Annotated in this window: 25 protein-coding genes; 7 read left to right on the top strand and 18 right to left on the bottom strand. The window is 69.3% G+C overall.

What is annotated here, in order from left to right:
- Positions 1–263 precede the first annotated feature (263 nt).
- Positions 264–884 carry a TetR family transcriptional regulator gene (locus tag FE811_RS04725; RefSeq protein ID WP_140846856.1) on the bottom strand — a complete coding sequence of 207 codons (621 nt, stop codon included), beginning with the start codon at positions 882–884 and terminating at the stop codon, positions 264–266.
- A complete protein-coding gene (locus FE811_RS04720; RefSeq protein ID WP_140846854.1) occupies positions 869–2,317 on the bottom strand; it encodes an amidase in 1,449 nt (482 codons plus the stop codon). Before FE811_RS04720 ends, FE811_RS04725 begins: the two co-directional genes overlap by 16 nt.
- A 190-nt stretch (positions 2,318–2,507) precedes the next feature.
- Here FE811_RS04720 and FE811_RS04715 point away from each other — a divergent pair, with 190 nt between their 5' ends.
- Positions 2,508–2,840, top strand: a complete 333-nt coding sequence (locus FE811_RS04715) for a hypothetical protein (protein WP_140846852.1) — start codon at positions 2,508–2,510, stop codon at positions 2,838–2,840.
- Between the two features lie 11 nt (positions 2,841–2,851).
- Complete coding sequence (locus tag FE811_RS04710) at positions 2,852–3,103, top strand: hypothetical protein (RefSeq protein ID WP_114537405.1); 252 nt, start codon at positions 2,852–2,854, stop codon at positions 3,101–3,103.
- A gap of 245 nt (positions 3,104–3,348) precedes the next feature.
- On the opposite strand, the gene FE811_RS27365 is transcribed toward FE811_RS04710, so the two are convergent.
- The 4 genes from FE811_RS27365 to FE811_RS04700 are packed head-to-tail and all read right to left on the bottom strand — an operon-like array spanning position 3,349 to position 4,065.
- Entirely contained in the window at positions 3,349–3,492 is a 144-nt protein-coding gene (locus FE811_RS27365) for a hypothetical protein (RefSeq protein WP_157034052.1), read from the bottom strand.
- On the bottom strand, positions 3,479–3,697 hold the full coding sequence (locus FE811_RS04705) for a hypothetical protein (protein WP_139293939.1): 219 nt from the start codon (positions 3,695–3,697) through the stop codon (positions 3,479–3,481). Before FE811_RS04705 ends, FE811_RS27365 begins: the two co-directional genes overlap by 14 nt.
- A gap of 9 nt (positions 3,698–3,706) precedes the next feature.
- A complete protein-coding gene (locus FE811_RS27360; RefSeq protein WP_157034051.1) occupies positions 3,707–3,850 on the bottom strand; it encodes a hypothetical protein in 144 nt (47 codons plus the stop codon).
- A 5-nt stretch (positions 3,851–3,855) separates the two neighbouring features.
- Positions 3,856–4,065, bottom strand: coding sequence for a hypothetical protein (locus FE811_RS04700; protein WP_072461833.1), 210 nt, complete (start codon positions 4,063–4,065; stop codon positions 3,856–3,858).
- 136 nt (positions 4,066–4,201) lie between these two features.
- Between FE811_RS04700 and FE811_RS04695 the strand changes: the two genes are divergently transcribed.
- On the top strand, positions 4,202–5,851 hold the full coding sequence (locus FE811_RS04695) for a hybrid sensor histidine kinase/response regulator (RefSeq protein WP_140846848.1): 1,650 nt from the start codon (positions 4,202–4,204) through the stop codon (positions 5,849–5,851).
- A 3-nt stretch (positions 5,852–5,854) separates the two neighbouring features.
- On the opposite strand, the gene FE811_RS04690 is transcribed toward FE811_RS04695, so the two are convergent.
- The gene (locus FE811_RS04690) at positions 5,855–6,502 is read right to left on the bottom strand and encodes a response regulator transcription factor (RefSeq protein WP_114537403.1); all 648 of its coding nucleotides are present in this window, start codon (positions 6,500–6,502) and stop codon (positions 5,855–5,857) included.
- Positions 6,503–6,636: 134 nt separating this feature from the next.
- Between FE811_RS04690 and FE811_RS04685 the strand changes: the two genes are divergently transcribed.
- The 3 genes from FE811_RS04685 to FE811_RS04675 are packed head-to-tail and all read left to right on the top strand — an operon-like array spanning position 6,637 to position 10,283.
- Positions 6,637–6,831: a hypothetical protein gene (locus FE811_RS04685; protein WP_140846845.1), complete on the top strand. Its 195-nt coding sequence runs from the start codon at positions 6,637–6,639 to the stop codon at positions 6,829–6,831.
- A 51-nt stretch (positions 6,832–6,882) separates the two neighbouring features.
- Entirely contained in the window at positions 6,883–8,148 is a 1,266-nt protein-coding gene (locus FE811_RS04680; protein WP_114537401.1) for an HlyD family secretion protein, read from the top strand.
- Positions 8,145–10,283, top strand: coding sequence for a peptidase domain-containing ABC transporter (locus FE811_RS04675; protein WP_140846843.1), 2,139 nt, complete (start codon positions 8,145–8,147; stop codon positions 10,281–10,283). Before FE811_RS04680 ends, FE811_RS04675 begins: the two co-directional genes overlap by 4 nt.
- 105 nt (positions 10,284–10,388) lie before the next feature.
- Here the strand turns inward: FE811_RS04675 and FE811_RS27355 are convergent, their stop codons facing one another.
- The 7 genes from FE811_RS27355 to FE811_RS04650 form a co-directional block, all read right to left on the bottom strand.
- Positions 10,389–10,535: a hypothetical protein gene (locus FE811_RS27355; RefSeq protein ID WP_181180818.1), complete on the bottom strand. Its 147-nt coding sequence runs from the start codon at positions 10,533–10,535 to the stop codon at positions 10,389–10,391.
- A 142-nt stretch (positions 10,536–10,677) separates the two neighbouring features.
- Positions 10,678–11,151: an Lrp/AsnC family transcriptional regulator gene (locus FE811_RS04670; protein ID WP_036750536.1), complete on the bottom strand. Its 474-nt coding sequence runs from the start codon at positions 11,149–11,151 to the stop codon at positions 10,678–10,680.
- 157 nt (positions 11,152–11,308) lie between these two features.
- On the bottom strand, positions 11,309–12,646 hold the full coding sequence (locus tag FE811_RS04665; RefSeq protein ID WP_140846840.1) for an FAD/NAD(P)-binding protein: 1,338 nt from the start codon (positions 12,644–12,646) through the stop codon (positions 11,309–11,311).
- Positions 12,646–12,789 (bottom strand): hypothetical protein, encoded by a 144-nt coding sequence (locus FE811_RS27350; RefSeq protein WP_157034049.1) that lies wholly within the window; start codon positions 12,787–12,789, stop codon positions 12,646–12,648. Before FE811_RS27350 ends, FE811_RS04665 begins: the two co-directional genes overlap by 1 nt.
- A gap of 40 nt (positions 12,790–12,829) precedes the next feature.
- Positions 12,830–13,429 carry an alpha/beta hydrolase gene (locus FE811_RS04660; RefSeq protein ID WP_140846837.1) on the bottom strand — a complete coding sequence of 200 codons (600 nt, stop codon included), beginning with the start codon at positions 13,427–13,429 and terminating at the stop codon, positions 12,830–12,832.
- 645 nt (positions 13,430–14,074) lie between these two features.
- A complete protein-coding gene (locus tag FE811_RS04655) occupies positions 14,075–15,421 on the bottom strand; it encodes an MFS transporter (protein ID WP_072461826.1) in 1,347 nt (448 codons plus the stop codon).
- An 81-nt stretch (positions 15,422–15,502) separates the two neighbouring features.
- Positions 15,503–16,225, bottom strand: coding sequence for an isochorismatase family protein (locus FE811_RS04650; RefSeq protein ID WP_036750528.1), 723 nt, complete (start codon positions 16,223–16,225; stop codon positions 15,503–15,505).
- A 189-nt stretch (positions 16,226–16,414) separates the two neighbouring features.
- On the opposite strand from FE811_RS04650, the gene FE811_RS04645 reads away from it, so the two are divergent.
- A complete protein-coding gene (locus FE811_RS04645; protein WP_140846835.1) occupies positions 16,415–17,311 on the top strand; it encodes a LysR family transcriptional regulator in 897 nt (298 codons plus the stop codon).
- Positions 17,312–17,351: 40 nt separating this feature from the next.
- Here FE811_RS04645 and FE811_RS04640 read toward each other — a convergent pair whose 3' ends face one another.
- The 4 genes from FE811_RS04640 to FE811_RS04625 all read right to left on the bottom strand — a co-directional run.
- A complete protein-coding gene (locus tag FE811_RS04640) occupies positions 17,352–18,398 on the bottom strand; it encodes a siderophore-interacting protein (RefSeq protein ID WP_140846832.1) in 1,047 nt (348 codons plus the stop codon).
- A 19-nt stretch (positions 18,399–18,417) separates the two neighbouring features.
- The gene (locus tag FE811_RS04635) at positions 18,418–20,118 is read right to left on the bottom strand and encodes an ABC transporter ATP-binding protein (protein ID WP_036750518.1); all 1,701 of its coding nucleotides are present in this window, start codon (positions 20,116–20,118) and stop codon (positions 18,418–18,420) included.
- A gap of 20 nt (positions 20,119–20,138) precedes the next feature.
- Positions 20,139–20,906, bottom strand: coding sequence for an ABC transporter ATP-binding protein (locus tag FE811_RS04630; protein ID WP_036750516.1), 768 nt, complete (start codon positions 20,904–20,906; stop codon positions 20,139–20,141).
- Positions 20,903–21,855 (bottom strand): iron chelate uptake ABC transporter family permease subunit (locus FE811_RS04625; RefSeq protein ID WP_181180817.1); only part of this gene is annotated, 953 nt, incomplete at its 5' end. The genes FE811_RS04625 and FE811_RS04630, both read right to left, overlap by 4 nt.

Raw genomic sequence — 21,855 nt, 5'->3', positions numbered from 1 at the left:
TTGCCACGTCCTGCATCATGGGGCCGGGTCGAACTTCGTCAGCAAGACCCGGCGGCGTCAAGCTGCCCGCCAGGAACGAGCCCGCCGCTTCCGTCTTGAGGCCGACCAGGATTGCCCCGCCACCAGCCCCGGATCGCATTCGCATGTCCGCTCGAGGAACGCTGCTTTGCAATATGAGGAGGATCATCCTGGCGGGCGTGGGCCGCTTTGCCCGCCCGGCCGGCCCTTCGCCAGCGCGCGGCCCCAGCCATTTGCCGGTGGCATCACGGTGGGCCTGGCTCCCGGCTTCCCTCGACCAGCAGGGCCTGGAGCCCGGCCAGCTGGAAGCGCCAGAAATGGCGGATCGCCTCGCCGATGTCCTCGGGCCGCTCGTATTCCCGCAGGATGGCGGAGATCGTGTCGAGCGTGGCCGAAAAGATCCGGCGCAGCACGAAGGCCAGCGCCGGATCGTTCCCGCGCGGAAAGCGCAGCATGGCGCCGGTCGCCATCTCCTCGATCATCCGCTCGCGCATGGTCTCGTAGCGGGTGCCCTGGGCATTGCTCATCAGGATCGCCACCGCATGGCGATGGCTGGCCCAGAACGCCAGCAACCCGGCCGCCGCCGCCGACCCGTCGGCGGTCAGCAAGGTCCAGGCCTCGCCCTGCTCGAACCCGGCCAGGCGGGCGCGCAGCAGGTCCATGTGGCGGGCGGCCAGTTCCGGCGGGACGACTTGCAGGAACAGCGCCTCCTTGTCCGGCGCGTATTTGTAGAGGTTGCTGGCCGTCGTGCCCGCCTGCCTGGCGATGTCGGCAAGCCGCGCGGCCGCGAAGCCGCGGGCGGCGAATTCCGATCCCGCCGCCTGGAGGATCCGTGCCCGCAGGCCCTCCTTCAGGACTTGCGCCATGCCAGCCTCCGCGACAGGGCCTGCAGGCGCGGCAGCCACGGCGCGGCCCGTTCAAGCTGGAAGGCAAGGCGAAAGAGCAGCGCGTCATCGCCCGCCCGCGCGACGAAATGGCTGCCGACCGGCAAGCCGGACCGGCCGACATGCAGCGGCACCGACATCGCCGGGCAGCCGGCCAGCGAGGCCGGGGCTGTATAGGCCGCGCTGCGCTCGAAATGGGCGCGCAGCACCTCGTTGGCCGTGCCGGGGGCGAATGTGCCAAGCGGGAAGGCGGTGAAGGGAATGGTCGGCGACAGCAGCAGATCGACCCCATCGAGGCAGTCCGTCAGCGCCGCGCCGGAGGCGGCGATCACCTGCATCGCCTCGCCGATGCGCGGCGGGGCCAAGCCGCGCCCGTGATCGGCCAGCCAGCGCGTATAGGGTTCCAGCAGGCCGGCGGCGTCTTCGCGTCCCGGCGCCAGCATCTCGATCATGCCCGCCGTCGTCACCGCCATCAGGTCGAACATCGCCTGGCCCGCAACCGCGCGGTCCAGCCGCGGCCCCTCGACGGGAACGAGCCGGTGGCCGAGGGATTGGCAGAGCGCGACGGTCCGCTCCAGCCCGGCCAGCACCTCCGGCTCGGGCAGCTCGCCGAAACAGTCCCGCGCGAACCAGCCGATCCGCAGCCCGGCCGGCGGGTCTCCGGCCAGCGCCGATGCCTCGGGCAGCGGATCGGGCAGCCCCTGCGCCTCGGTCGCGCGCAGCCATGTGGCGCTGTCGCGGACCGTGCGGCTAAGGCAGTGATCGCTGAGGATGCCCGCCAGCGGCGCCTCGGGCGGGATGCCCGCGGGCCTGGTCCGCCCGCGCCCCGGCTTGAAGCCGAAGACGCCGCACAGCGCCGCCGGCCCGCGGATCGAGCCGCCGCCATCCGAGCCATGCGCCACCGGCACCATCCCCGCAGCCACCGCCGCGGCCGCGCCCCCCGACGAGCCGCCGGTCGAGCGCGACAGATCCCAGGGATTGCGCGTGGGCCCCGTGGCCAGCGGCTCGGTCGTGCCCAGCAGCCCGAATTCCGAGGTCGTGGTCTTGCCCAGCACGACCAGCCCGGCGGCCTCCAGCGCCTCGGTATAGGCCGAGCCCTGCGGCGCGACCTGTCCCGCCATCAGCCGCGAGCCGAGCCCGATGGGCAGGCCGGGCCAGGCCAGCAGATCCTTCAGCAGGGTCGGGACGCCATGGAGGGCACCACCCGGCGCCAGCGCCTCGACGCGCCGCCGGGCGGCATCGGCATCCAGCGAGGCCAGGGCGTTCAGCGCCGGGTTCAGCGCCTCGCATCGGGTGATCGCGGCCGTGAGCAGGTCCATCGGCGTCGCCGCGCCGGTGCTGACCATCTCGGCCTGGGCCGTCGCGTCCAGGTCGACCAGCGGCAGGTCGGTGGTGTCGGTTTGGTCGGCGTTCATACCCGCCTCCATAAGAGAATCACACATTCTCTTTTAACGTGAAATCCGCCCGCTGTCGACCTGCCCGGCAGATGCCATCGGCCGCGAACCGCCCAAGGCAGCGTGCAAATCGCCGGGCGGTGTCGCCCAAGGCGCGGCCGTGCTATGAACCCGGCCCATGCGACTTTTTCGGAAGAAGAGGAGGAGGGCCATGCGCCTGACCGCACTTGGCTTCACGGCAATGATCGCGGCAGCCGGCTGCCCCCTGCCGGCCCAGGCCGATGAAAAGCTTTTCGCCGAAGCGACCGAAAGCGACGAGCGGCTGAAGGAACTTCACCACGAGGCCGGCGATCTCTGCCTCAGGAACCCGAGCCGCGACGTCGAGGTCGTGGTGGCCTGCAAGGCGATGATCATCTACGGGCTGGCGCTGAACGAACGCGGCTGGTGCCATGGCCGCCAGGACGAGGCGAATGCCCAGAAGGACTGGCACATCTGCGAGAGCGGGTCCGACAGGTTCTCGCTCGATCACCTGACGGATTTCTAGCGAGGCGCGCCATGCTGAAAAAGATCGCGCTTCTCATCGTCGGGCTGGTCGCGCTTGTGCCCGCATGTGGGCTGCTGGGCTATGCCATCGGCTATCTCATCGCGATGTTCGTCTTTTCCGCGACGCTGGAGCCTCATACCTACGAGCATGACCGCGACCTCTTCGCCGCCATCTACGGCATCATGTTCATCGGCGGTTTTCTCTATGCCGTCGCGGCCGGCGTCGCGATCTTCCGGTTCGTGCGCAGCTTTCGGAAGGGCTGATGGAACCGGCGCGGCCAGCTGTTGCGGGTAATGGCGGCGGCGGGCGCCATAGTCGTCGAGCGTCATATCGCCGGGCATGATGCCTCGGCGCCACCGCGTCATCATGGTGAACGCGCCGGCATCCCAGGCCTCGCCCCTCTGCCCCGCGCGGCCTTTCCCCGGCCTGGCTCAGCGGGATGCAGCTCGCCGGGGACCGCAGCACGCTGACGGCGAAGGCCCCGGCCGGAACCGGGGCCGTCCTTTCGTCAATGCTGCGCCAGCGTGCCCTTGCGGGGTTCCGTGCAGCCCTTGCCGTCCGGTCCCTCGGTCACGCCGCCCGCGACCAGCTTCAGCTGGTCGGGGTCGAGCGCCCGCGGGCCGGGACGCGGCGCGGGGTCACTTCCAGACATAGCGCACCCCGATCCCCTGGGCCGACCTGTCGGTGGTGGAGCCAAAGGTCAAGCTCCAGCCATTGCCGAAGGAATGGGTGTAGTTCGGCCCCCTCGGTCCTTCCAGGTCGAACCCCGGAACCTGGCCATAGCCGAAGCCGCCGTCGCCGGACGCGCCGCTGCCGCCCGAGATCAGCCCCTGTTCGGTGTCATTCAGTTCGCGCATGGTCATGCCTCACTTTGCTTGGGTTTGCGGGATGCCGGGCAGCTTGACCGGCTTGATGCAGCCGCCCTCGGACCTGCCGCCCGCGACCAGCGCGGCCTCGTCGCCGCCGAGTTCGCGCCAGCCGGTGCGGGTGTTTGCGGTGTCACGCTCCATGGCGCTCACCAGCGGTAATAGGTGACCTGATACTGGCCGTTCCTGGTCGTCCCGATCGCCGCGCCGTCGGTCCAGACCGTGCCGCTGTAATTGCCGATCTCGAACGAGATGCCGCCGTCCCCGGACGAGCCGATGCTCCAGGCGCCGCCCACGGCATCGAGTTCGGCGGAAGTCAGCTCACGCAGATCCCGGCTCTGGTGTTGAACAGTGGTCATGGTGTCCTCTCCTGTCTTGACGGGGCATGTGCCCCCCATCAATCTTGGGGATCGGGCCGGATCAGGCATCTAGCTCAGATGGACTATCGGCCGGAACCTGCCCAGGCGCTGCCCGCAGCGCCGGACCGGAGACCGCATGAAGACAGCCTGGCTGCCCCATCCCGCCCATCCCGCAAGATCCGACGAGTTCTTTGCCGAAACCGAGCAGCGGCAAAGCAACGTCCGCCTGACCCTGGCGGGGATCGTCGCCCTTTATATCGGGCTGCTGATCGCGCTTGACGTGATCGGGCCGCCGCTCGAGGGCATCCTGCTGCTCGAGATGGTGCAGCTTTTCGCCATCGCGCTGTTCATCCACTGGTCGGCGCGGGCCAGGCCGGGGGTGCGCCACTGGCGGCGCGCCCTGGCGATGGCGCTGGACTACGGCAACACCGCCTTCCTGATCGGCGTGGCGGGACAGACCATGACGCCGGTCTTCGTGGTGCTGCTGTGGATCACCATCGGCTATGGCATCCGCTATGGCCGCCGCTACCTGCTGATCGCGATGACGCTGTCGCAGCTCAGCGTGCTGGGCATCGGGCTGTTCAGCCCGTATTGGCGCGAGCTGCCCTATTTCCTGATCACCGTGGCGCTGATGGCGCTGGTCGTCCCGGCCTATGCCCATACGCTGATCTCCGCGCTGCGCCGGGCCCATGACGAGGCTTTGCGCGCCGACCTGGCGAAATCGCGCTTCCTGGCCCAGGCGAGCCACGACCTGCGCCAGCCGATCCATGCCATCGGCCTGTTCACCTCTTGCCTGAAACGGTCGGGGCTGAACCAGGACCAGGCCAGGATGGTGGACAGCATCGACCGGGCGCTGAACGGGGTGTCGGCGCTGTTCCGCTCGCTGCTGGACGTGTCCACGCTGGACAGCGGGCGGATCGTGCCCAGGCCGCAGGTCGTGGCGCTGGGGCCGCTTTTGCGCGATGTGGCGGACCAGCACGGCGACGCCGCGCACAAGGCGGGGGTGACGCTGCGGGTCGTGGACACTGGGCTGTCGGTGCGCACCGACCGGGCGATCCTGGCGGTGATGCTGGGCAATCTCGTGTCGAACGCGGTGAAATACGCGCCGGGGCGCAAGGTGGTGATCGGGTGCCGGCGGCGAGGCGGGCAGGTCTCGGTCCTGATCTGCGACAGCGGGCCGGGCATCGAGCCCGAGGAACAGGCCCGCATCTTCGAAGAGTTCTATCGCAGTCCCCGCCATCGCCGCACGCGCGAGGGGATCGGGCTGGGCCTGCCCATCGTCGTCAGGATGGCAAGGCTGCTGGGATTGCAGGTCGCGCTGGACTCGGTGCCCGGCCATGGCACGACGATCGAGATTTCCGGGCTGGAGCCGACGCAGGAGGTCGCGGCCGCGCCCGCCCCGGTGGCGGCGCCCGCCACGGCGCTGGCCGGGATGCGGATCCTGCTGGTCGAGGACCATGACGAGGTCCGGGGCGCCACCCGCCGCATCCTGGAAAGCTGGGGCTGCATCGTCGAGGACGAGGCCTCGGCCCATGCCCTGCCGCGCGATTGCGACCTGATCCTGGCCGACCAGGATCTGGAGGACGGGACCGGCGGCGAATGCATCCAGCGCATCCGCGCGGCCCTGGGCCGGCCGGTCCCGGCGATCATCATGTCCGGCCACGACGCCGCGCATATCGCCGACGAGCTGCCGGACAAGTCGCTGCCGATCCTGCCGAAGCCCGTGCATCCCGCCAGGCTGCGCGCGGCGCTGATGGCGCAGAAATTCGCCGGCCCAGCGGCCTGACCCTCAGCTGCCGGGCAGGCCCGCCGCCGCGGCCCTGGCCGCCGCCGCCGCCCGCGTCTGCACGCCCAGCGCGCGCAGCACGCCCGAGACGTGGATGCGCACGGTAAAGGGCGAAATTCCCAGGTTGCGGGCGATTTCCTTGTTCGAGCAGCCGGCCGAGAGATGGCGAAGAACCTCGACCTGCCGCGGCGTCAGCCGGTCCAGGATCGACGGCTCGTCCGGCGCGACCTCGGGCCCGCAGCCGGCGGCGGCGGTGGCGATCACCGGCTCGCCCGCGCGGATGGCCTGGATCGCCTGCGCCATCGCCTCGGCCGGCAGCGACTTGCCGACGAACCCGTCCGCCCCGGCCTGCATCAGCCGCTGGATGGTGGCGCCGTCGTCCATCATCGAGACCATGATGATCGAGCTTGCCGGAAACTCCCGCCGCAGCAGGGAAAGCGACTGGCACGGCTCGAAACCCGGAAAGACCAGGTCCAGGATGAAGGCGTCGGGGGCCGCGCCGTCGCGCGCGCGTTGCAGCACCTGCTCGAAACTGGCGGCCTCGGCGATGGCGACGGTCGGGTCGATGCCCAGGATGATCCGGCGCAGCCCGTCGCGAAAGACCGGATGGTCGTCCGCCAGAACGATGCGGTCCCGCGCGCTGTCCGGCATGCTCGGCCTCCCCCCTTCATCCCCAGTCTAGCGCATCGGGCGGGCGCCGACATAGCACATCCGCACTAATGACTCCGGCGCCTTGCGCTGCGACCCTTGGGAACGCAACGCGGCCGATATGGGAGAGACCCGACATGACCCTGACCCTCATCCCCGACGACATGCTGGGGCGGATCGCCGGCGGCGGCCTCGACGGGGTTCCGCCGCCCAAACAGCGCCCGCGCCGGCCGATCGTGCCGCCGCCGCGGCCCTGGCCGCGCTTTCCCGCCATGCCGGCCCCCGATCCTGGACCGGGGCCGATTCCGGGCCCGCTGCCGGTTCCGGCATGACAGGTGCCGCCCGCCCCAAGGCGCGGCGGCATCAACCAGCGGTGAACTGACGTGGCACCCTTGTTCCGGCCGGAATCGCTGCATGCGCGCGCCCAGGCGTGGCTGGGGCGCCCGGTGGTGATCTCTCGCATCCCGATCGTCGCCTTTGCCCTGTTCTCGATTGCCTTCGTGGTTGCGATGGTGCTGTTCGTCACCTTTGCCGATTACACCCGCCGCGTCCGGGTCGGCGGGATGATCCTGCCGCAGGACGGGCTGACCCGCGTCACCGCCCCGCAATCGGGCTGGGTCACCGAGCTTCGCGTCGGCGAAGGCCAGCAGGTGCGGCGCGGCGACGTGCTCTACACGCTCAGCATCGACGTCACCACCGCGCTTGGCCCCACCCAGGACGCGGTGTCCGAGATCCTGGCCGGCAAGCGGGTCGAACTGACCCGGACGCTGGAACGGGACAGGCGGATGCGGGCGCTGGAGAAGCGGGCGATCCAGGCCCGGCTGGCCGATCTTCAGCGTGAAATCCCGCAGATCGACGAGCAGTTGCAGCTGCTCGAAGCGACGGTGCGCGAGTTTTCCGGCTTCGCCGAGCGGCAGAAAGACCTGCTGGCGCGCGGGGTCGCCGTCTCGGCCGAATACGAACAGCGCCTGCGCGTGTTCTATGCCGAGCGCGCGCAGCTGCCCGCCTTGCGGCGCGAAAGGGTGCAGGCGGAAAGCCGGGTGAACGACCTGCAGGCCCAGATCGCCGCCTTCGACCTGCAATCCCAGGCGCAGGCGGCCGAGATCCGGCGCCAGATCCTCGACATCGACCAGCAGATCTCGGAAAGCGAGGCCCGGCGCGAGGTCGCCGTCACCGCCCCGCGCGACGGCACCGTGACCGGGATCATCACCCTGGCCGGGCAGACGGTGGCGGCGGGGGCGCCGCTTCTGACCATCGTGCCGCAGAACCGCCCGCTGGTCGCGCAGCTGCTGGCACCGGGATCGGCCATCGGCTTCGTGCGCGAAGGCATGCCGGTCCTGCTGCGCTATCGGGCCTTCCCCTATCAGAAGTTCGGGCAATATCCGGGCGAGGTCACGGTGATCTCGCGCGCCAGCCTGGGCCCCGAGGGGCTGGGAGAGCTGCGCCGCGACAACCAGGACGCGCCGGTGCTTTACCGCGTCACCGTCCAGCCCAGGCTGCCGCATGTGAACGCCTATGGCCAGGCGCAGCCCTTGCAGGCCGGCATGGAGGTCGAGGCGCATCTGCTGGTCGAGACCCGGCCGCTGTATCAATGGATCCTCGAACCGCTCTACGGCTTGCGGGGCGCCGTTTCCGGCGGTGCGGGATGACGCAGGCCCTGCCCCAGCGGCTGAATGCGCGCCTTTTCGGGGCCACGCCGGTCATCCTGCAAAGCGAGGCGGCCGAATGCGGCCTGGCCTGCCTGGCCATGGTCGCCGGCCACCACGGCCACCGGATGGACCTGCCCGCGATCCGGCGGCGCTTCTCGGCCTCGATGAAGGGCACGACGCTGAAGGATCTGGCCGGCATCGGCGAGGCGCTGCACCTGGCGACCCGCGCCCTGCGGCTGGACCTGGAGGATCTGTCCCGGTTGCGCCTGCCCTGCGTGCTGCATTGGGACCACAACCATTTCGTGGTGCTGACCCGCGTCGGCGCGCGCGGCATCACCATCCACGATCCCGCCATCGGCCGGCGCAAGGTGCCGATGGCCGAGGTGTCGCGGAAATTCACCGGCATCGCGCTGGAAGCATGGCCGACCGACGGCTTCGCCCGGCGCGACGAGACGGTGCGGATCAGCATCCTGGACATGATCCGGCGCACGCGCGGCATCGGCGCCGCGGTGGCGCAGGTGCTGGCGGTTTCGCTGCTGCTGGAGATCACCGTGATCGCCATGCCCATCGGCTTCCAGCTGATCCTGGACGAGGTGGTGGTGGCGGCCGACCGCGACCTGCTGACCATCCTGGTCATCGCGCTGGCCTTCCTGCTGATATTGCAGGTCGCGGCAAGCTTCGCGCGCAGCTGGATCACCCTGCTGACGGGCTCGGGCCTGGCCCTGCAATGGAAGGTGGGGTTGTTCGACCACCTGATGCGCCTGCCCCTAGCCTATTACGAAAAGCGCCATGTCGGCGACATCGTCTCGCGCTTCGGGTCGCTGGATTCGATCCAGCGCACCGTGACCGCATCGGCGGTGACGGCGCTGCTGGACGGGGTGATGTCGCTGGCGCTGATCGCGATGATGTGGCTCTATGGCGGCTGGCTCTTGTGGCTGGCGCTGCTGGGGGTGGGGCTTTACGCGGTCCTGCGCCTTTCGACCTGGGGCATCTATCGCCGCATGTCCGAAGAGGCCATCGTCCATGCCGCGCAGGAAAACACGCATTTCATGGAATCGGTGCGCGGGATCGGCAGCGTGAAGGTGCTGAACCTGGAATCGCGCCGCCAGGGCACCTGGATCAACCACCTGGTCGAGCGCCTGAACGCCGAGCTGCGGGTCCAGAAATTCGACGTCTATTTCCGGTCGGGCGCGGCCTCGATCTTTGGCATCGACCGGCTGCTGATCATCTATTTCGGGGTGATGGCGATCATCGACTCGGCCATGACGGTCGGCATGTTCGTGGCCTTCCTAGCCTACAAGGACCAGTTCGCCGACCGCATCAACAGCTTCATCGACACCGTGCTGCAATTCCGCATGCTGGCACTGCACGGCGAACGCATCGCCGACATCGCCATGGCCGAGCCCGAGGAAGAGGCGCGCCGCCCCCTCGCCGCCCCGCCCCCGTCGGCAAAGCCCGCCCGGCTCGAGATGCGCGACGTGCGCTTTCGCTATGCCGACAACGACCCCGAGGTGCTGAAGGGCATCGGCCTGCGCATCGAGGCGGGCGAATGCGTCGGCATCGCCGGGCCCTCGGGCGCGGGCAAGACCACGCTGCTGAAGGTGCTGGCCGGGCTGGCCCGGCCCGGCTCGGGCCAGGTGCTGATCGACGGCGTTCCGCTGGACGCCATCGGCCTTGCGGCCTATCGCAGCCGCGTCGGCTGCGTGTTGCAGGAGGATCGGCTGTTCGCCGGCTCGATCATCGACAATATCACCGGCTTCGCGGCCCAGGTCTCGGCCGAGGATCTGGAGCGCGCCGCTCGCATGGCCGCCATCCATGACGAGATCCGCGCCATGCCGATGGGATACGAGACGCTGGTCGGCGACATGGGCAGCACGCTTTCGGGCGGGCAGAAGCAGCGCATCGTGCTGGCCCGCGCGCTCTATCGCCGGCCCTCGGTCCTGCTCATGGACGAGGCGACCAGCCACCTCGACAGCACCAACGAGGAAATCATCAACCTCGCCATCCGCCGGCTGGGCATGACGCGCATCGTCATCGCCCATCGCGAGACGACGCTGGCCATGACCGACCGGATCATCCGCATCGACGGCGGGATCGCGGCGGACGATCCCGAACGCCCCCTGGCGGCCGAGTGACCCGCCGCCCCCGAAAACGGCAACGGCCGGGGTCCATGTCCTTGCCGGACCCCGGCCGCCGGTTCGCAGGGGGACGGCGGGGCGACCCGCCGTCCCATGGCCGAATTATCTGCCAAGAGCGTCGTAATGCTGTTCCCAGGTCCGGGGTTGGGGAACGATCTCAAGCTGCTTCGCTTCAACCGCGTCGCGGTTGTCCAGAACATCCGCCGCCGCCTTCAGCGTCTGACGTTCCTTGAAAATGGCCAGTTTCACGTCCTCCAAACGGGCTGCACAGGGGCCCCGTCAGCATAGCACATCCGGCCCTATTTTACACGATAAATTTCATCGCTTTTATAGTGAATTATCCACACCCGAGGCGAATGGGATGCGCACCCCGATTCCCCTTCGCCGCGGTTCAGCGGTTGCGGGTGTCCACCGGATAGGCGGTGCTGAACCGGATGCGCTCCATCGAAAAATGCGAGGTGACGTTCTTGATCGGCACGGCATCCGTCAGCCGCTTGTAGAACAGGTCGAAGGCGGTCATGTCCGGCACCGCCACGCGCAGCAGGTAATCCATGCGCCCGGCCATGCGATAGACCTCCATGATCTCGGGCAGGCCGGCGACGGCGCGGGTGAACGCGTCGCGCCATTCCGGCGAATGGACCGGCGCCTCGATCTCGACAAAGACCAGGATGCCGAAGCCCAGCTTGACGGGATCGGCCAGCGCCACCCGCCCGGTCAGCACGCCCTGCGCCTCGAGCTTCTGTATCCGCTTCCAGCAGGGGGTTTGCGACAGACCCACCTTTTCGGCGATCTGCGCGATCGGCAAGGTTGCATCCCGCATCAGTTCCGCCACGATCTTGCGGTCGATCAGGTCCAGATCCTGCATGGCTTCGCCTTCTTCGCGTCCAGGGATTCGACGGAAAGAATAACGATATTGTCTATGCGATCAATCGAGTTTTCTTGCCGAAAAAGAAGGCCAAGGAAAATCAGCCGCTTGTCCATTCGCCGGCGGGTGACGACCGCCGGCCAGCGGGGCACGGGGCTCAACCCAGGGCTTCTTGGGGCAGCCGGTCCAGCAACCCGGCCAGGCGGGCGCATTGCAGCCGGATGTCCGGGATCGCCGTGATCTCCCACAGCGCGCCGCGGGCGCAGGGGCCGATGGCGAACAGCCGCCGCGAGACGCGGCCGTCGCGGGCGATCAGCTGCGCCTCGGCGGTGGTGTCCAGCCCCAGCCGCAGGCGGTCCAGCCGCCCCCGCCCGGTCGCCAGCAGGTCCAGCACCACCGGCGCGCTGTCGGTTTCGGGATCGCGCCGGATGCCGCGGCAGTCGATGACATGATCGGCCGGCAGCCGCAGCGGACCTTGCGGCGTCAGCACATGCACGCCGTCGCCGGCCAGGCGCTCGAACCGGGCCTTCAGCACGTGCAGCTGGCCCCGCGCCTCGGCCTCGGCGATCATCGCCGCGGATTGGGGCGGCATGCGGTGGCGATGCACCTCCCACCACGCGGCGCCGTGGCGCAGGAAGCGGCGCCGGCTGTCTTCGTCCCAGCCCTGCCAGGTGGCGCTGACATGCGGGCGCAAGCCGTCGATGACATCGCGCCAGTCCAGCCCCCCGGCCTCGGCCTCTCGGATGCGCGCGCGCAGCCAGGCCAGCAGGCGGCCGACCGGCGCACCCAGCGGGATCTCGTCGCGCGCGATGGCAAGGGCATGGCCGGCGGCATGGGCGCGCGGCAGGAGCCCGCGCCGCGACAGGCAGGTGATGCGCCCGCGATGCCCGCGCCCCAGCAGCGAGACGACATGGTCCACCATCGACAGGCCGGTGCCGATGATCGCCACCTCCGCCCCAAGATCGGCCGGAGGGCCGAAGTCCCAGGCCCCGCGCATGCCCTGCGGCGGGTGCTGCGGAACCGCATGGCCGGTGGCGAGGATGGCCAGATGCCCGGTGATCGCGCTGCCGTCGTCCAGATGCGCGCGCACGCAGCCGCGGCTTTCCTCGACCCGCAGGCATTCCCGGCGGTGGCAGGTCAGGCGATCCCGACCCCAGGCCGCCAGCAGGCCCTCCAGGTATCGGCCATAGGCCGCCCGGCTGGCGAAGCAATCGGGCGTGGCGGCCGGCGCCTCGGCCGAATCGTGCAGCCAGCGCAGGAAATGCCCCGGATCGTCGGGAAATGCGCTCATGTTGTGGACGCGGGTGTTCAGCAGGTGGTCCGGGTTCTCGGTCGCATAGGCGATGCCGCATCCCAGGGTCTGCGCCTTCTCGATCATGCTGATGCGCAGCAGGGGATTGGCGCGCAGCAGATGCGCGGCCGCCAGCACGCCGCTGGCCCCGCCGCCGACGATGATGACGTGGCGGCTGCCGTCCTGCGGAAACTGGCCGTCCATCACAGCACCATCAGGCAAAGGAAGGCCAGCGACCAGAACACGGCCAGCGCCCGTCCCAGCCGGCTTTCCTGCTGCTCGGGCAGGGCTTCGCCGTCTTGCGGCAGAAAGGCGATGAAGCCCGGATCATAGGCAAAGCCATACATCGGTTCGTCCTTTCGCTTCTGGATTGCGATCCTTGCCGGGTCATAGCGCCGGCCGTTCGGGCAAGGCGCGTCGTCCCGGCACGGGCCGGGGCGGCAGGCACAACCCCGCCGGCCGGGTTTCGGTCCGGGGCAGCAGCGCGCGCAACTGGCGGCCCTGGGGCCAGGGACCATAGCCCGCCGCCACGTTGACATGTCCGGCATCCCCCAGGTCGACGAAGGCTGCGCGCCAGGCACGGGCAAGGGTGCTTGCCCGCTCGTGCTCCATCCAGGGGTCGTTCCGGCTGGCCACCACGATCGCCGGAACCGGCAGCGGGCCTTCGGGTATCTTGCCGAAGATCGCGGTGCGCGGATCGCGGCCGGGTTCCGCCGGCGCGACCAGCAGCGTCCCGCCTGCCTGAAGCTGCGGCCATTGCAGCAAGAGCTTGACCGCCGCGATGGCGCCCAGCGAATGCCCGACCAGGACCGCGCCGGGATGGCGCAGCAGGGCGCCGGCGATCTCGGTCAGCCATTGGTCCGGGCAGGGCCGCGACCACGAGCCCTGCTCGACGATCACCGCATGCGGATCGGTTTGCGCCCACCAATGCTGCCAATGCGGTGCGGGCGAACCGTCAAGGCCGGGAAGAAGTAACGTGCGAATCATGGCTTTCTCCTTCCCTTAAATATCTATCATCTTTGTCGGGTTTTACATTCCAAAATCCGCCCTTTTTTGAGAAGAAAATTCCTGGCCGCGGAAAGGCGGCCCTTGAGCCACGCCGCTGCGTCCGATGAAGGGCCTGGGCGTCAGGGTGACGAGGGCCAGGGCCGCCGGGATCAGGTTGGCCGAGTGAGTGGGGACCATTGCGCAGGCCAGCCGCACCGGGTTTTCCATGCGCAAGGGGCCGCTTTGCGCGGCCCCTGTTCGGCTTGCGCATCGCCGCGCAGCTTTTCCGTCGCGGCAGGATCGCCCGTCACGGCGTCGAGGCCGATTGCGACGCCATAGACCGTCCGGGCATGGTCAGCCGAGCAATAGCCGCCCAGCACGTCCTCCAGCACCTTGTCGCGGCGGCCGGCTCAGCGGATCGCCGTAGCCGCCGCCGTTCGGGCCGCAATAGCTCAGGGCGTCCTTGTCCCGACGACCAGGCCCGAGAGCCTCGGAATGCATCTCGCGCTCCTCTCCGGGCCGCCGGGATGCCGCACCTTGGGGATCGCGAAGCGCGCGCCCGGAAACGGTCGCGAGCGGAAAGCACACTTCCGCTCGCTTCCGGCAAAATGATGCGGCGGCACCATCGGCACCGCCGCAAGGCTCTCAGGCCGGGGATTTCACGCGGCCATGCTCGATCGTGGCGTCCTCGGCCGAGCGGTTGATCCCCCGGAACGGACGCCCCGCCGTTTCGGGCGAAATCAGCGTCACGATGAAGGCGATGACCGCGATCACGGTGATGTAGATCGCCGGGGCCAGGCGGTCTCCGGTCGATGCGATCAGCCAGGTGGCGACGAAAGGCGCGGTGCCCCCGAAGACGGCATAGGCCACGTTGTAGGTGACGGCCGAGGCGGTATAGCGCACGCGGGTCGGGAAGACCTCGCACAGCAGCACGGCCGTCACCACATTCGCCGTCACCGCGCCAAGCGCCAGCATCAGCTGCGCGGATACGGCCGAGCCGATGGTCCCGTCGGATGCCACCTGATAGGCCGGGATGGCAAGGCAACCCAGAAGCAGCGCCGAAACCGCCATGGTCGGGCGCCGTCCGACCCGGTCGCAGACCTTGCCGATCAGGGGGGCGGCCAGGGCCGCGGCGCTCAGCGCGATGACATTGCTCAGCAGCACCTTGTCTGCGGGCATTCCGACGACCGTGCGCAGGAAGCTCGTCATATAGGTCGAGAAGATGTAGAAGGACAGCGCCGTCAGGCTGATGTAGCAGCCAAGCCGCAGCATGGGCAGCCATTGCTCGCGCAGGGTCTGGCGCAGCGGGGCATGTTCGGGCGCGGGCGCATCCATGATCTTCTGGAACAGCGGGCTCTCGTCCAGCCGATGCCGGATATAAAGGGCGACCAGCCCCAGGGGCGCCGCGATCAGGAACGGCACGCGCCAGCCCCAGCTGTGCATCTGCTCGGTCGTCAGGCTTGCCGTCAGCAGATAGGAACACATCGCCGCCAGCGCGAACGAGGCGAAGGTCGAGGCGGGCATGTAGCTGGAATAGCGCGACCGCTGATGCGCCGGCGCATGTTCGATGACATAGGTGACGGCCCCGGCATATTCGCCGCCGGCGGAAAACCCCTGCACGCAGCGGGCCACCGTCAGCAGGATCGGCGCCCAGATGCCGATCGCCTGATAGCTGGGCAGCAGGCCGATGGCGACGGTCGCGATCGACATCAGCAGCACCGTCAGGGCCAGGACGCGCTTGCGGCCCACCCGATCGCCCATCATGCCGAAATAGGCCCCGCCGATGGGGCGAAGCGCAAAGGAAATCGCGAAGATGGCGAAGGTCTGCAACAGCCCGACCAGGTCGTCGCCTTCGGGAAAGAAGGTCACGGCCAGGATCGGGGCCATGAAGCCGTAGATGGCGAAGTCAAACCATTCGATCACCGTGCCCGCGACCGCGGCGGTCGTCACCTTTCTCAGGGTGGCGGGATCGGATTCGGCAGTTTGTGTCATGCGAAGCTCCCTTTGGAATTCATGTGTGGTTCTTGGCGACCGGAATGAAAACGGCGCCCGTTTCCGGGCGCCGCGTGGGGATTATTCGGCGGCGATCTTTTGCGCCGCAAGCCCGTCGATATAGGCCACGCATTCGTCCACCGTGTGGACGTCGCCGAACTTCGCGTCGATGTCGAACAGGTTCCAGGCCACGGCGCCCGGCACGCGGTCGCCGATGCATTCCTTGACCGCGATGGTGCGGAAGCCGTCGGCGATGCCGTCGCAGATGGTCTGGCGCACGCAGGCGCAGGCGGTCACGCCGGTGACAAGGATCGTGTCCACGTTGTTGGCCCGCAGGATGCCCGCCAGTTCCGTGCCGTGAAAGGACGAGGCGCGCTTTTTCAGCAGCGTGTATTCACCCTCGACCGGGGCGATGCGGCTGTCGATGGCCCAAAGCTCCGGCTTGGCCAGGTCGACGACATCGACCGGGATCTTGTTGTGCCACAGCCCCATGTCGGTGAAATCGGCATTGCGGTCGGTGATCTCATAGGCGGTGGTGACATGGACGACGGGCAGGCCGGCGGCGCGGAAGGCCTTCAGCAGCTTCTGCATGCCGGGGATGATCTCGCCGTCCATCTTCTCCTGGTCGCAGGTGAAGGGGTTGCCCGGACGGGTCCAGGCATTCGCCAGATCGACGCTGACCAGTGCCGGCCGCTTGCCAAAGCCCACGCGGCGCTGGAAGCCGCGCTCCTGATACAGTTTCGTGGCCGTGTCGAACGCCTCTTGCAGCAGACGGTCCAGTTCCTTGGTGTCGACTTCGCTCATGATCGGTCTTTCCTTGTGCCATTGATGCAAGGCCGCCTTCGCGGGCCCTGGTTTACGAGCCGCCCCAGCCCCCGCAGGACTGGTGATCCGTCGCTCTGATGGCCATAATCCGGCCATGCTTGACGCAAGGGAAATGGCGTGTCAGCATTTATTCATGCGCCGTTTGCATCAATCTTGGAAGGTGGCCGCTTGCACGATCTCCAGGGCATCGAGAGTGTCCATTCCTTCATCACCCTGGCCGAGGAACTGAACTTCCGCCGCACGGCCGAGCGGCTGAACCTGGACCAGTCCGCGCTGAGCCGCCGGATCCAGAAGCTTGAATCGGTGCTGGGCTTTCGCCTGCTGGAGCGCACCACCCGAGAGGTCAGGCTGACCCAGGCCGGCCGCAGCTTCTATGAAGACAACGCCCATCTTCTGCAGCGCTACGAATCCTCGGTCCAGCTGGCCCGGCGCATCGCCGAGGGCAAGCTGGGCGCGCTGACCGTCGGCTACATGGCCTTTGCTGCGACCGAACTGATGCCCCTGGCCGTCGCCGGGTTCCAGCGCCGCCATCCCCATATCGACCTGAGGATCCGCTATATCCGGACCCAGGGGCAAAAGATCGCCCTGGCCAATGACGAGATCGACCTGGGCTACATGATCGGGCCCTTCGATCATTCCGACTACCAGACGGTCCAGCTTTCCCTGGACCCGCTTTATGTGGTGACGCCCCGCGGCCATGCGCTGCTGCGGCTGCCGGCCGTCACCCCGGCCGACCTGGCCGGGCAAGAGATGATCCTGGGCGACACGCATGAATGGGACGAATATCGCTGGCGGCTGAACAACCTGTTCAGCGCCGAGGGCATCTCGCTGAACGTGACGCTGGAGGCGTCCAACACATTGGCCCTGATCGGCCTGGTCGCGGCCGGGCTGGGCGTGACGATCTATCCCGAAAGCCTGATCGGCTTTCTGGGCTCCAACGTCGAGGTGCGGCAGATCATGCACCCGCTTTTCCGCAACCGCACCGTGCTTGCCTGGAAACGCTCGAACCGCTCCAGGCAGGTGCGGGACTTCGTCGAGGTGGCGCAAGCCGCCGCCGCGCGATAGGCCGCGCCGGCCCGCCCCGCGGGGCCCTTCGCCGCGCCGGTCAGGCGGTGCGCGACCAATAGGCGCTGGTCGAGACGGTGGCGGGCAGGCGGCCGAAGGCCTCGCGCAGCGCCGCCCGGATGGCCAGCGCATCGGCCTTTTCGCCGCCGAACAGGATCTCGGCTTGCGGGTCGGCGGCATAGGCCCGCGCGGCCGAGCGGGTCAGCGTGTCGCGCAGGTCGGGATCGCGGCGATTGCGGACCAGCCAGACCAGCTCCACCCCCGCAGGCGCGGCGATGGGCTGGATGTCCTGCGCGTCCTCGATCTCGATCAGGGCAAGCCCGCGGCTGTCGGGGGCCGCCTGCTCCAGGATGCGGGCGATGACCGGCAGGGCGGTCTCGTCGCCGCCCAGGCAAAGGTGCCGGCCCTGCGGCAGCCAGCCGCCGCCCGGCCCGGTCAGCCCCACCGGCGCGCCGGGCCGGACCTCCTGCGCCCAGGCGCAGGTCGGGCCGTTGCCGTGCAGGAAGACGTCGACGTCCAGCCAGCCGGCGCCGGGGTCGATGGCGCGGATGGTATAGACCGGCATGTGCAGATGCGCGCCGCCGGGCCAGCCGGTGCGCCCGTTCGCCAGCAGGCGGGGCCAGACCGGGTTCTCGGGATCCCTGGGCTGCAGCAGCCGCAGATGCAGCCCGGTCTGGTTGAGATAGGCCAGATCCTCGGCCTCGATGCGCAGGCGGATGAAGCGCGGCGCGATCCGCCGGGCGCTGCGCACGCGCCCCAGGCGGAAATTCGGCGGCAGGCGGCCCGCCAGGTCGCCCCCCGCCTCCCAGCGCAGGTTCGCCGACAGGCCCTCGCGCACCGTGTCCAGCATATGCGCCAGCGTGTCGCGCAGATTCTGCAGGCCGGGTTCCAGCGCCGCCTCCAGCCGGACCGCGGCCTCGTTGCCGGCCCAGCGAAGCTCGATCCCGCCGGCCCCCAGGTCTGCCGTCAGCACATGGTCGGGGGTGACATGGACCTTGCAGAACTCGGACAGGGTGCGGGCGAAATCCTCGATCGCGTCCCAACGGACGCAAGACAGGCGGCCCAGGGCGACGACATTGCGGGTCATGGCCTCTTCCTCCTTCTTCTCAGCTGGCCAGCCGGGCGTAAAGCCCGCCCTGCGAGATCAGCCCGTGGTGGTCGCCGGCCTCGCGCAGCTGGCCGTCCTCCATCACCACGATGCGGTCGGCGTTGCGGATGGTGCCCAGCCGATGCGCGATGACCAGCGTGGTGCGCCCGGCCGACAGCGCCTCCAGCGCCGCCTGGATCTCGCGCTCGGTCTCACGGTCCAGGGCCGAGGTCGCCTCGTCCAGGATCAGGATCGGCGGGTTCTTCAGGAAGGCGCGGGCGATGGCGACGCGCTGCTTCTGCCCGCCCGACAGCATGACGCCGCGTTCGCCGACCAGCGTGTCCAGCCCCTCGGGCAGGCCGGCGATCAGCGGGCCCAGCTGGGCCTTGGCGGCGGCGGCCATGATCTCGTCGTCGCTGGCGCCCAGCCGGCCATAGGCGATGTTCTCGCGCAGGGTGGTGCCGAACAGGAACACGTCCTGGCTGACGATGCCGATCTGGCCGCGCAGGCTGTCCAGCGTCATCGCGTCCAGGGGCAGCCCGTCGATGCTGATCCGCCCCCCGTCGGGTTCATAGAAACGCGGCACCAGCGCCAGCAGCGTCGTCTTGCCCGCGCCCGAGGGGCCGACGAAGGCCACCGTCTCGCCCGCCTTCACCTCCAGCGAGATGCCACGTAGCACCGGGCGGGTGCTGTCATAGCCGAAGGAGACGTCTTCGAACACGACGTTGCCCTTCAGCACGGGCGCGGGGATCGCATCCGGCGCGTCGGCGATCTCGGCCTCGGTCTCCAGCAGCTCCAGGTAGCGGCGAAAGCCGGCGATGCCGCGCGGATAGGTCTCGATCACCGCGGCGATCTTTTCCAGCGGGCGGAAGAAGACACCGACCAGCAGCAGGAAGCCCACGAAACCGCCGGTCGTCAGGCTGCCCTGCAGCACGAAGCCCGCGCCCGCGACCATGACCACCACCTGCACGAAGCGCAGCCCCATGTAGTGGATGGCGCTGGACAGCGCCATGATCCGATAGGCGTCCAGCTTGGTCGCGCGATAGGCGCGGTTGTCCTTTTCGAACAGCCGCTCCTCATGCGCCTCGTTGGCAAAGGCCTGCACGACGCGGATGCCGCCGATCGCCTCTTCCAGCCGGACGTTGAAATTGCCGACGCGGGCATAGATCTGGCGCCAGGTGTTGGTCATCCGCGTGCCATAGACCACGACCAGCCAGACGGTCAGCGGCACGATCCCCGCCGTCACCAGCGCCAGCGTGGGATGCAGCATGACCATCAGCACCAGGGCGCCGACAAAGGTCATCACCGCGATGAACAGGTCTTCGGGGCCGTGATGGGCGACCTCGCCGATCTCTTCCAGGTCGCGGGTGACGCGGGCGACCAGCTTGCCGGTGCGGGCGCGATCGTACCAGCGCCAGGACAGGCGCGTCAGGTGGCTGAATGCGCGGGCGCGCATCTCGGTCTCGATCTCGATCCCCAGCATGTGGCCCCAATAGATCACGATGCCCATCAGCATGGTGTTGAAGGCATAGACGGCCAGCAGGCCGATGGCGGCGGCGATGGTCAGCGACCAGTCGCCCATCGGCAGCAGGTGGTCGATGAACAGCGTGATCGCCAGCGGGAAGGACAGCTCCAGAAGCCCCGAGACCACGGCCGAGCCGAAATCCAGCCAGAACAGCCGGCGGTGCGGTTTGTAATAGGCCAGAAACTTGCGCAGCATTCCGTCTTCCTTTCCGGGTCTCAGCGCGGCAGCGCAAAGGCATGGCCTTCATGCGCGGCGACATGCATCGGCAGGCCATAGATACTCAGCAGCGCCTCGGGTGTCATCAGGGCGCCGATGGGACCGTCCAGCAGCAGCCGGCCCGCCCCCAGCGCGACCACATGGTCGCAATAGCGCGCGGCCATGTTCAGGTCGTGCAGCACGACGATGGCCGAAAACCCCTCGTCGCGGCACATGCCATGGACCAGGTCCAGCACCTCGACCTGGTGGGCCACGTCCAGGGCCGAGATCGGCTCGTCCAGCAGCAAGGTGCGCGCGCCCTGCGCCAGCATCATCGCGATCCAGCTGCGCTGGCGCTCGCCCCCCGACAGGGTATCGACCAGGCGGTGGCGCAGGTGGCCGACGCTGCAGCGCCGGATCGCGGCATCGACGGCGGCGTGGTCCTCGGCGCGAAAGCGGCCCAGCGCGCCGCGCCAGGGAAAGCGGCCAAGCGCCACCAGCTCCTCGACCAGCATCCCCTCGGCCGGGGGCGTGACCTGCGGCAGATAGGCCAGGTCGCGGGCCAGCTCGCGCGGCGCCCAATCCGCCAGGTCGCGCCCGGCATAGGCGATGCGCCCGGCCGAGGGCCGGTTCTGCCCCGAGATCAGCTTCAGCAGCGTCGACTTGCCCGAGCCGTTGCGCCCGATCAGCGCCGTGACCATGCCGGGGCGGATCGTCAGGTCCAGCCTTTCGATCAGCCGGCGGCCCGGCACGTCATAGGTGACGCCCGACAGGGTGAACAGCGTCATGCGGATGTCCTTTTCATCAGCAGGATGAACAGCCAGGGCGTGCCGATCAGCGTGGCGAACAGACCCAGCGGCAGGTCGTAGGGATAGCTTGCCGTGCGCGCGCCGAAGGCCGCCAGCAGCATCAGCACCGCGCCCAAAAGCCAGCTGCCGGTGCAGAAGGGCACGGCGCGGGCCAGCCCCATGGCGCGGGCCAGGTGCGGCGCCATCAGCCCGACGAAGCTGACCGGGCCGACCAGCATGGTCGCCGCCCCGGTGGCCAGCCCCGCCAGCAGGATCAGCCCCAGCCGCACCCGCGCCAGCGGCAGGCCTAGCGCGCGGCCGACCTCGGTGCCCAGCGGCAGGATTTCCAGCACGCGGGCCAAGGCCACCAGCACGGCCAGCAACGCCAGCGCCAGCCCGGCCAGCGCGGCGGCGCCCAGGGCCGAGACCTGCGAGGCACTGCCCGCCAGCCAGCCCAGGATCACCCAGGCCCGCCGGTCGTCCGAGGCCATGATCGCCCCCAGCACGGCCGAGGCCAGCGCCCCGATGGCCAGCCCCGCCAGCAGCAGCCGCGCCGGCGCCAGGTCGGCGCGCATGGCGAATCCCGCCAGCCCGGCCAGCGCCAGCGCGCCCCCGGCCGAGGTTCCCAGCGCCAGCATCAGCGGCCCCGCGCCGTCCACGGCCATGACCGTGACCGCATAGCCCAGCGAGGCGCCGCCGGTCACGCCCAGCACCTCGGGCGCGGCCATCGGGTTCGCGGTCAGCCGCTGCAGGATCGCCCCCGCCCCGGCCAGCAGCGCCCCGGCCGAGGCCGCGGCAAGGATCGCGGTGGCGCGCAGCGGCAGGAAGGTCTCGCGCAGTTCCGGGGCGATGAAGCCCCAGCCCCCCGGCCCCCGCCCGCCGAACAGGGTCAGCAGGCCCAGCGCCAGGCAGGCCGCGGCCAGCCCCGCCAGCAGCCGTGCGGGCCGCG

The organism is Paracoccus sp. FO-3 (genome assembly GCF_006386455.1).
Classification (GTDB): Bacteria; Pseudomonadota; Alphaproteobacteria; order Rhodobacterales; family Rhodobacteraceae; genus Paracoccus; species Paracoccus versutus.
Note: the sequence above shows the minus strand (reverse complement) of the source record. Positions and strands in the feature narration are given on the sequence as shown.

Coding starts and splice junctions, on each gene's coding strand:
- FE811_RS04725 (WP_140846856.1), bottom strand. CDS start 884: ATGGCGCAAGTCCTGAAGGAGGGCCTGCGGGCACGGATCCTCCAGGCG.
- FE811_RS04720 (WP_140846854.1), bottom strand. CDS start 2,317: ATGAACGCCGACCAAACCGACACCACCGACCTGCCGCTGGTCGACCTG.
- FE811_RS04715 (WP_140846852.1), top strand. CDS start 2,508: ATGCGCCTGACCGCACTTGGCTTCACGGCAATGATCGCGGCAGCCGGC.
- FE811_RS04710 (WP_114537405.1), top strand. CDS start 2,852: ATGCTGAAAAAGATCGCGCTTCTCATCGTCGGGCTGGTCGCGCTTGTG.
- FE811_RS27365 (WP_157034052.1), bottom strand. CDS start 3,492: ATGTCTGGAAGTGACCCCGCGCCGCGTCCCGGCCCGCGGGCGCTCGAC.
- FE811_RS04705 (WP_139293939.1), bottom strand. CDS start 3,697: ATGCGCGAACTGAATGACACCGAACAGGGGCTGATCTCGGGCGGCAGC.
- FE811_RS27360 (WP_157034051.1), bottom strand. CDS start 3,850: ATGGAGCGTGACACCGCAAACACCCGCACCGGCTGGCGCGAACTCGGC.
- FE811_RS04700 (WP_072461833.1), bottom strand. CDS start 4,065: ATGACCACTGTTCAACACCAGAGCCGGGATCTGCGTGAGCTGACTTCC.
- FE811_RS04695 (WP_140846848.1), top strand. CDS start 4,202: ATGAAGACAGCCTGGCTGCCCCATCCCGCCCATCCCGCAAGATCCGAC.
- FE811_RS04690 (WP_114537403.1), bottom strand. CDS start 6,502: ATGCCGGACAGCGCGCGGGACCGCATCGTTCTGGCGGACGACCATCCG.
- FE811_RS04685 (WP_140846845.1), top strand. CDS start 6,637: ATGACCCTGACCCTCATCCCCGACGACATGCTGGGGCGGATCGCCGGC.
- FE811_RS04675 (WP_140846843.1), top strand. CDS start 8,145: ATGACGCAGGCCCTGCCCCAGCGGCTGAATGCGCGCCTTTTCGGGGCC.
- FE811_RS04670 (WP_036750536.1), bottom strand. CDS start 11,151: ATGCAGGATCTGGACCTGATCGACCGCAAGATCGTGGCGGAACTGATG.
- FE811_RS04665 (WP_140846840.1), bottom strand. CDS start 12,646: ATGGACGGCCAGTTTCCGCAGGACGGCAGCCGCCACGTCATCATCGTC.
- FE811_RS27350 (WP_157034049.1), bottom strand. CDS start 12,789: ATGTATGGCTTTGCCTATGATCCGGGCTTCATCGCCTTTCTGCCGCAA.
- FE811_RS04660 (WP_140846837.1), bottom strand. CDS start 13,429: ATGATTCGCACGTTACTTCTTCCCGGCCTTGACGGTTCGCCCGCACCG.
- FE811_RS04655 (WP_072461826.1), bottom strand. CDS start 15,421: ATGACACAAACTGCCGAATCCGATCCCGCCACCCTGAGAAAGGTGACG.
- FE811_RS04650 (WP_036750528.1), bottom strand. CDS start 16,225: ATGAGCGAAGTCGACACCAAGGAACTGGACCGTCTGCTGCAAGAGGCG.
- FE811_RS04640 (WP_140846832.1), bottom strand. CDS start 18,398: ATGACCCGCAATGTCGTCGCCCTGGGCCGCCTGTCTTGCGTCCGTTGG.
- FE811_RS04635 (WP_036750518.1), bottom strand. CDS start 20,118: ATGCTGCGCAAGTTTCTGGCCTATTACAAACCGCACCGCCGGCTGTTC.
- FE811_RS04630 (WP_036750516.1), bottom strand. CDS start 20,906: ATGACGCTGTTCACCCTGTCGGGCGTCACCTATGACGTGCCGGGCCGC.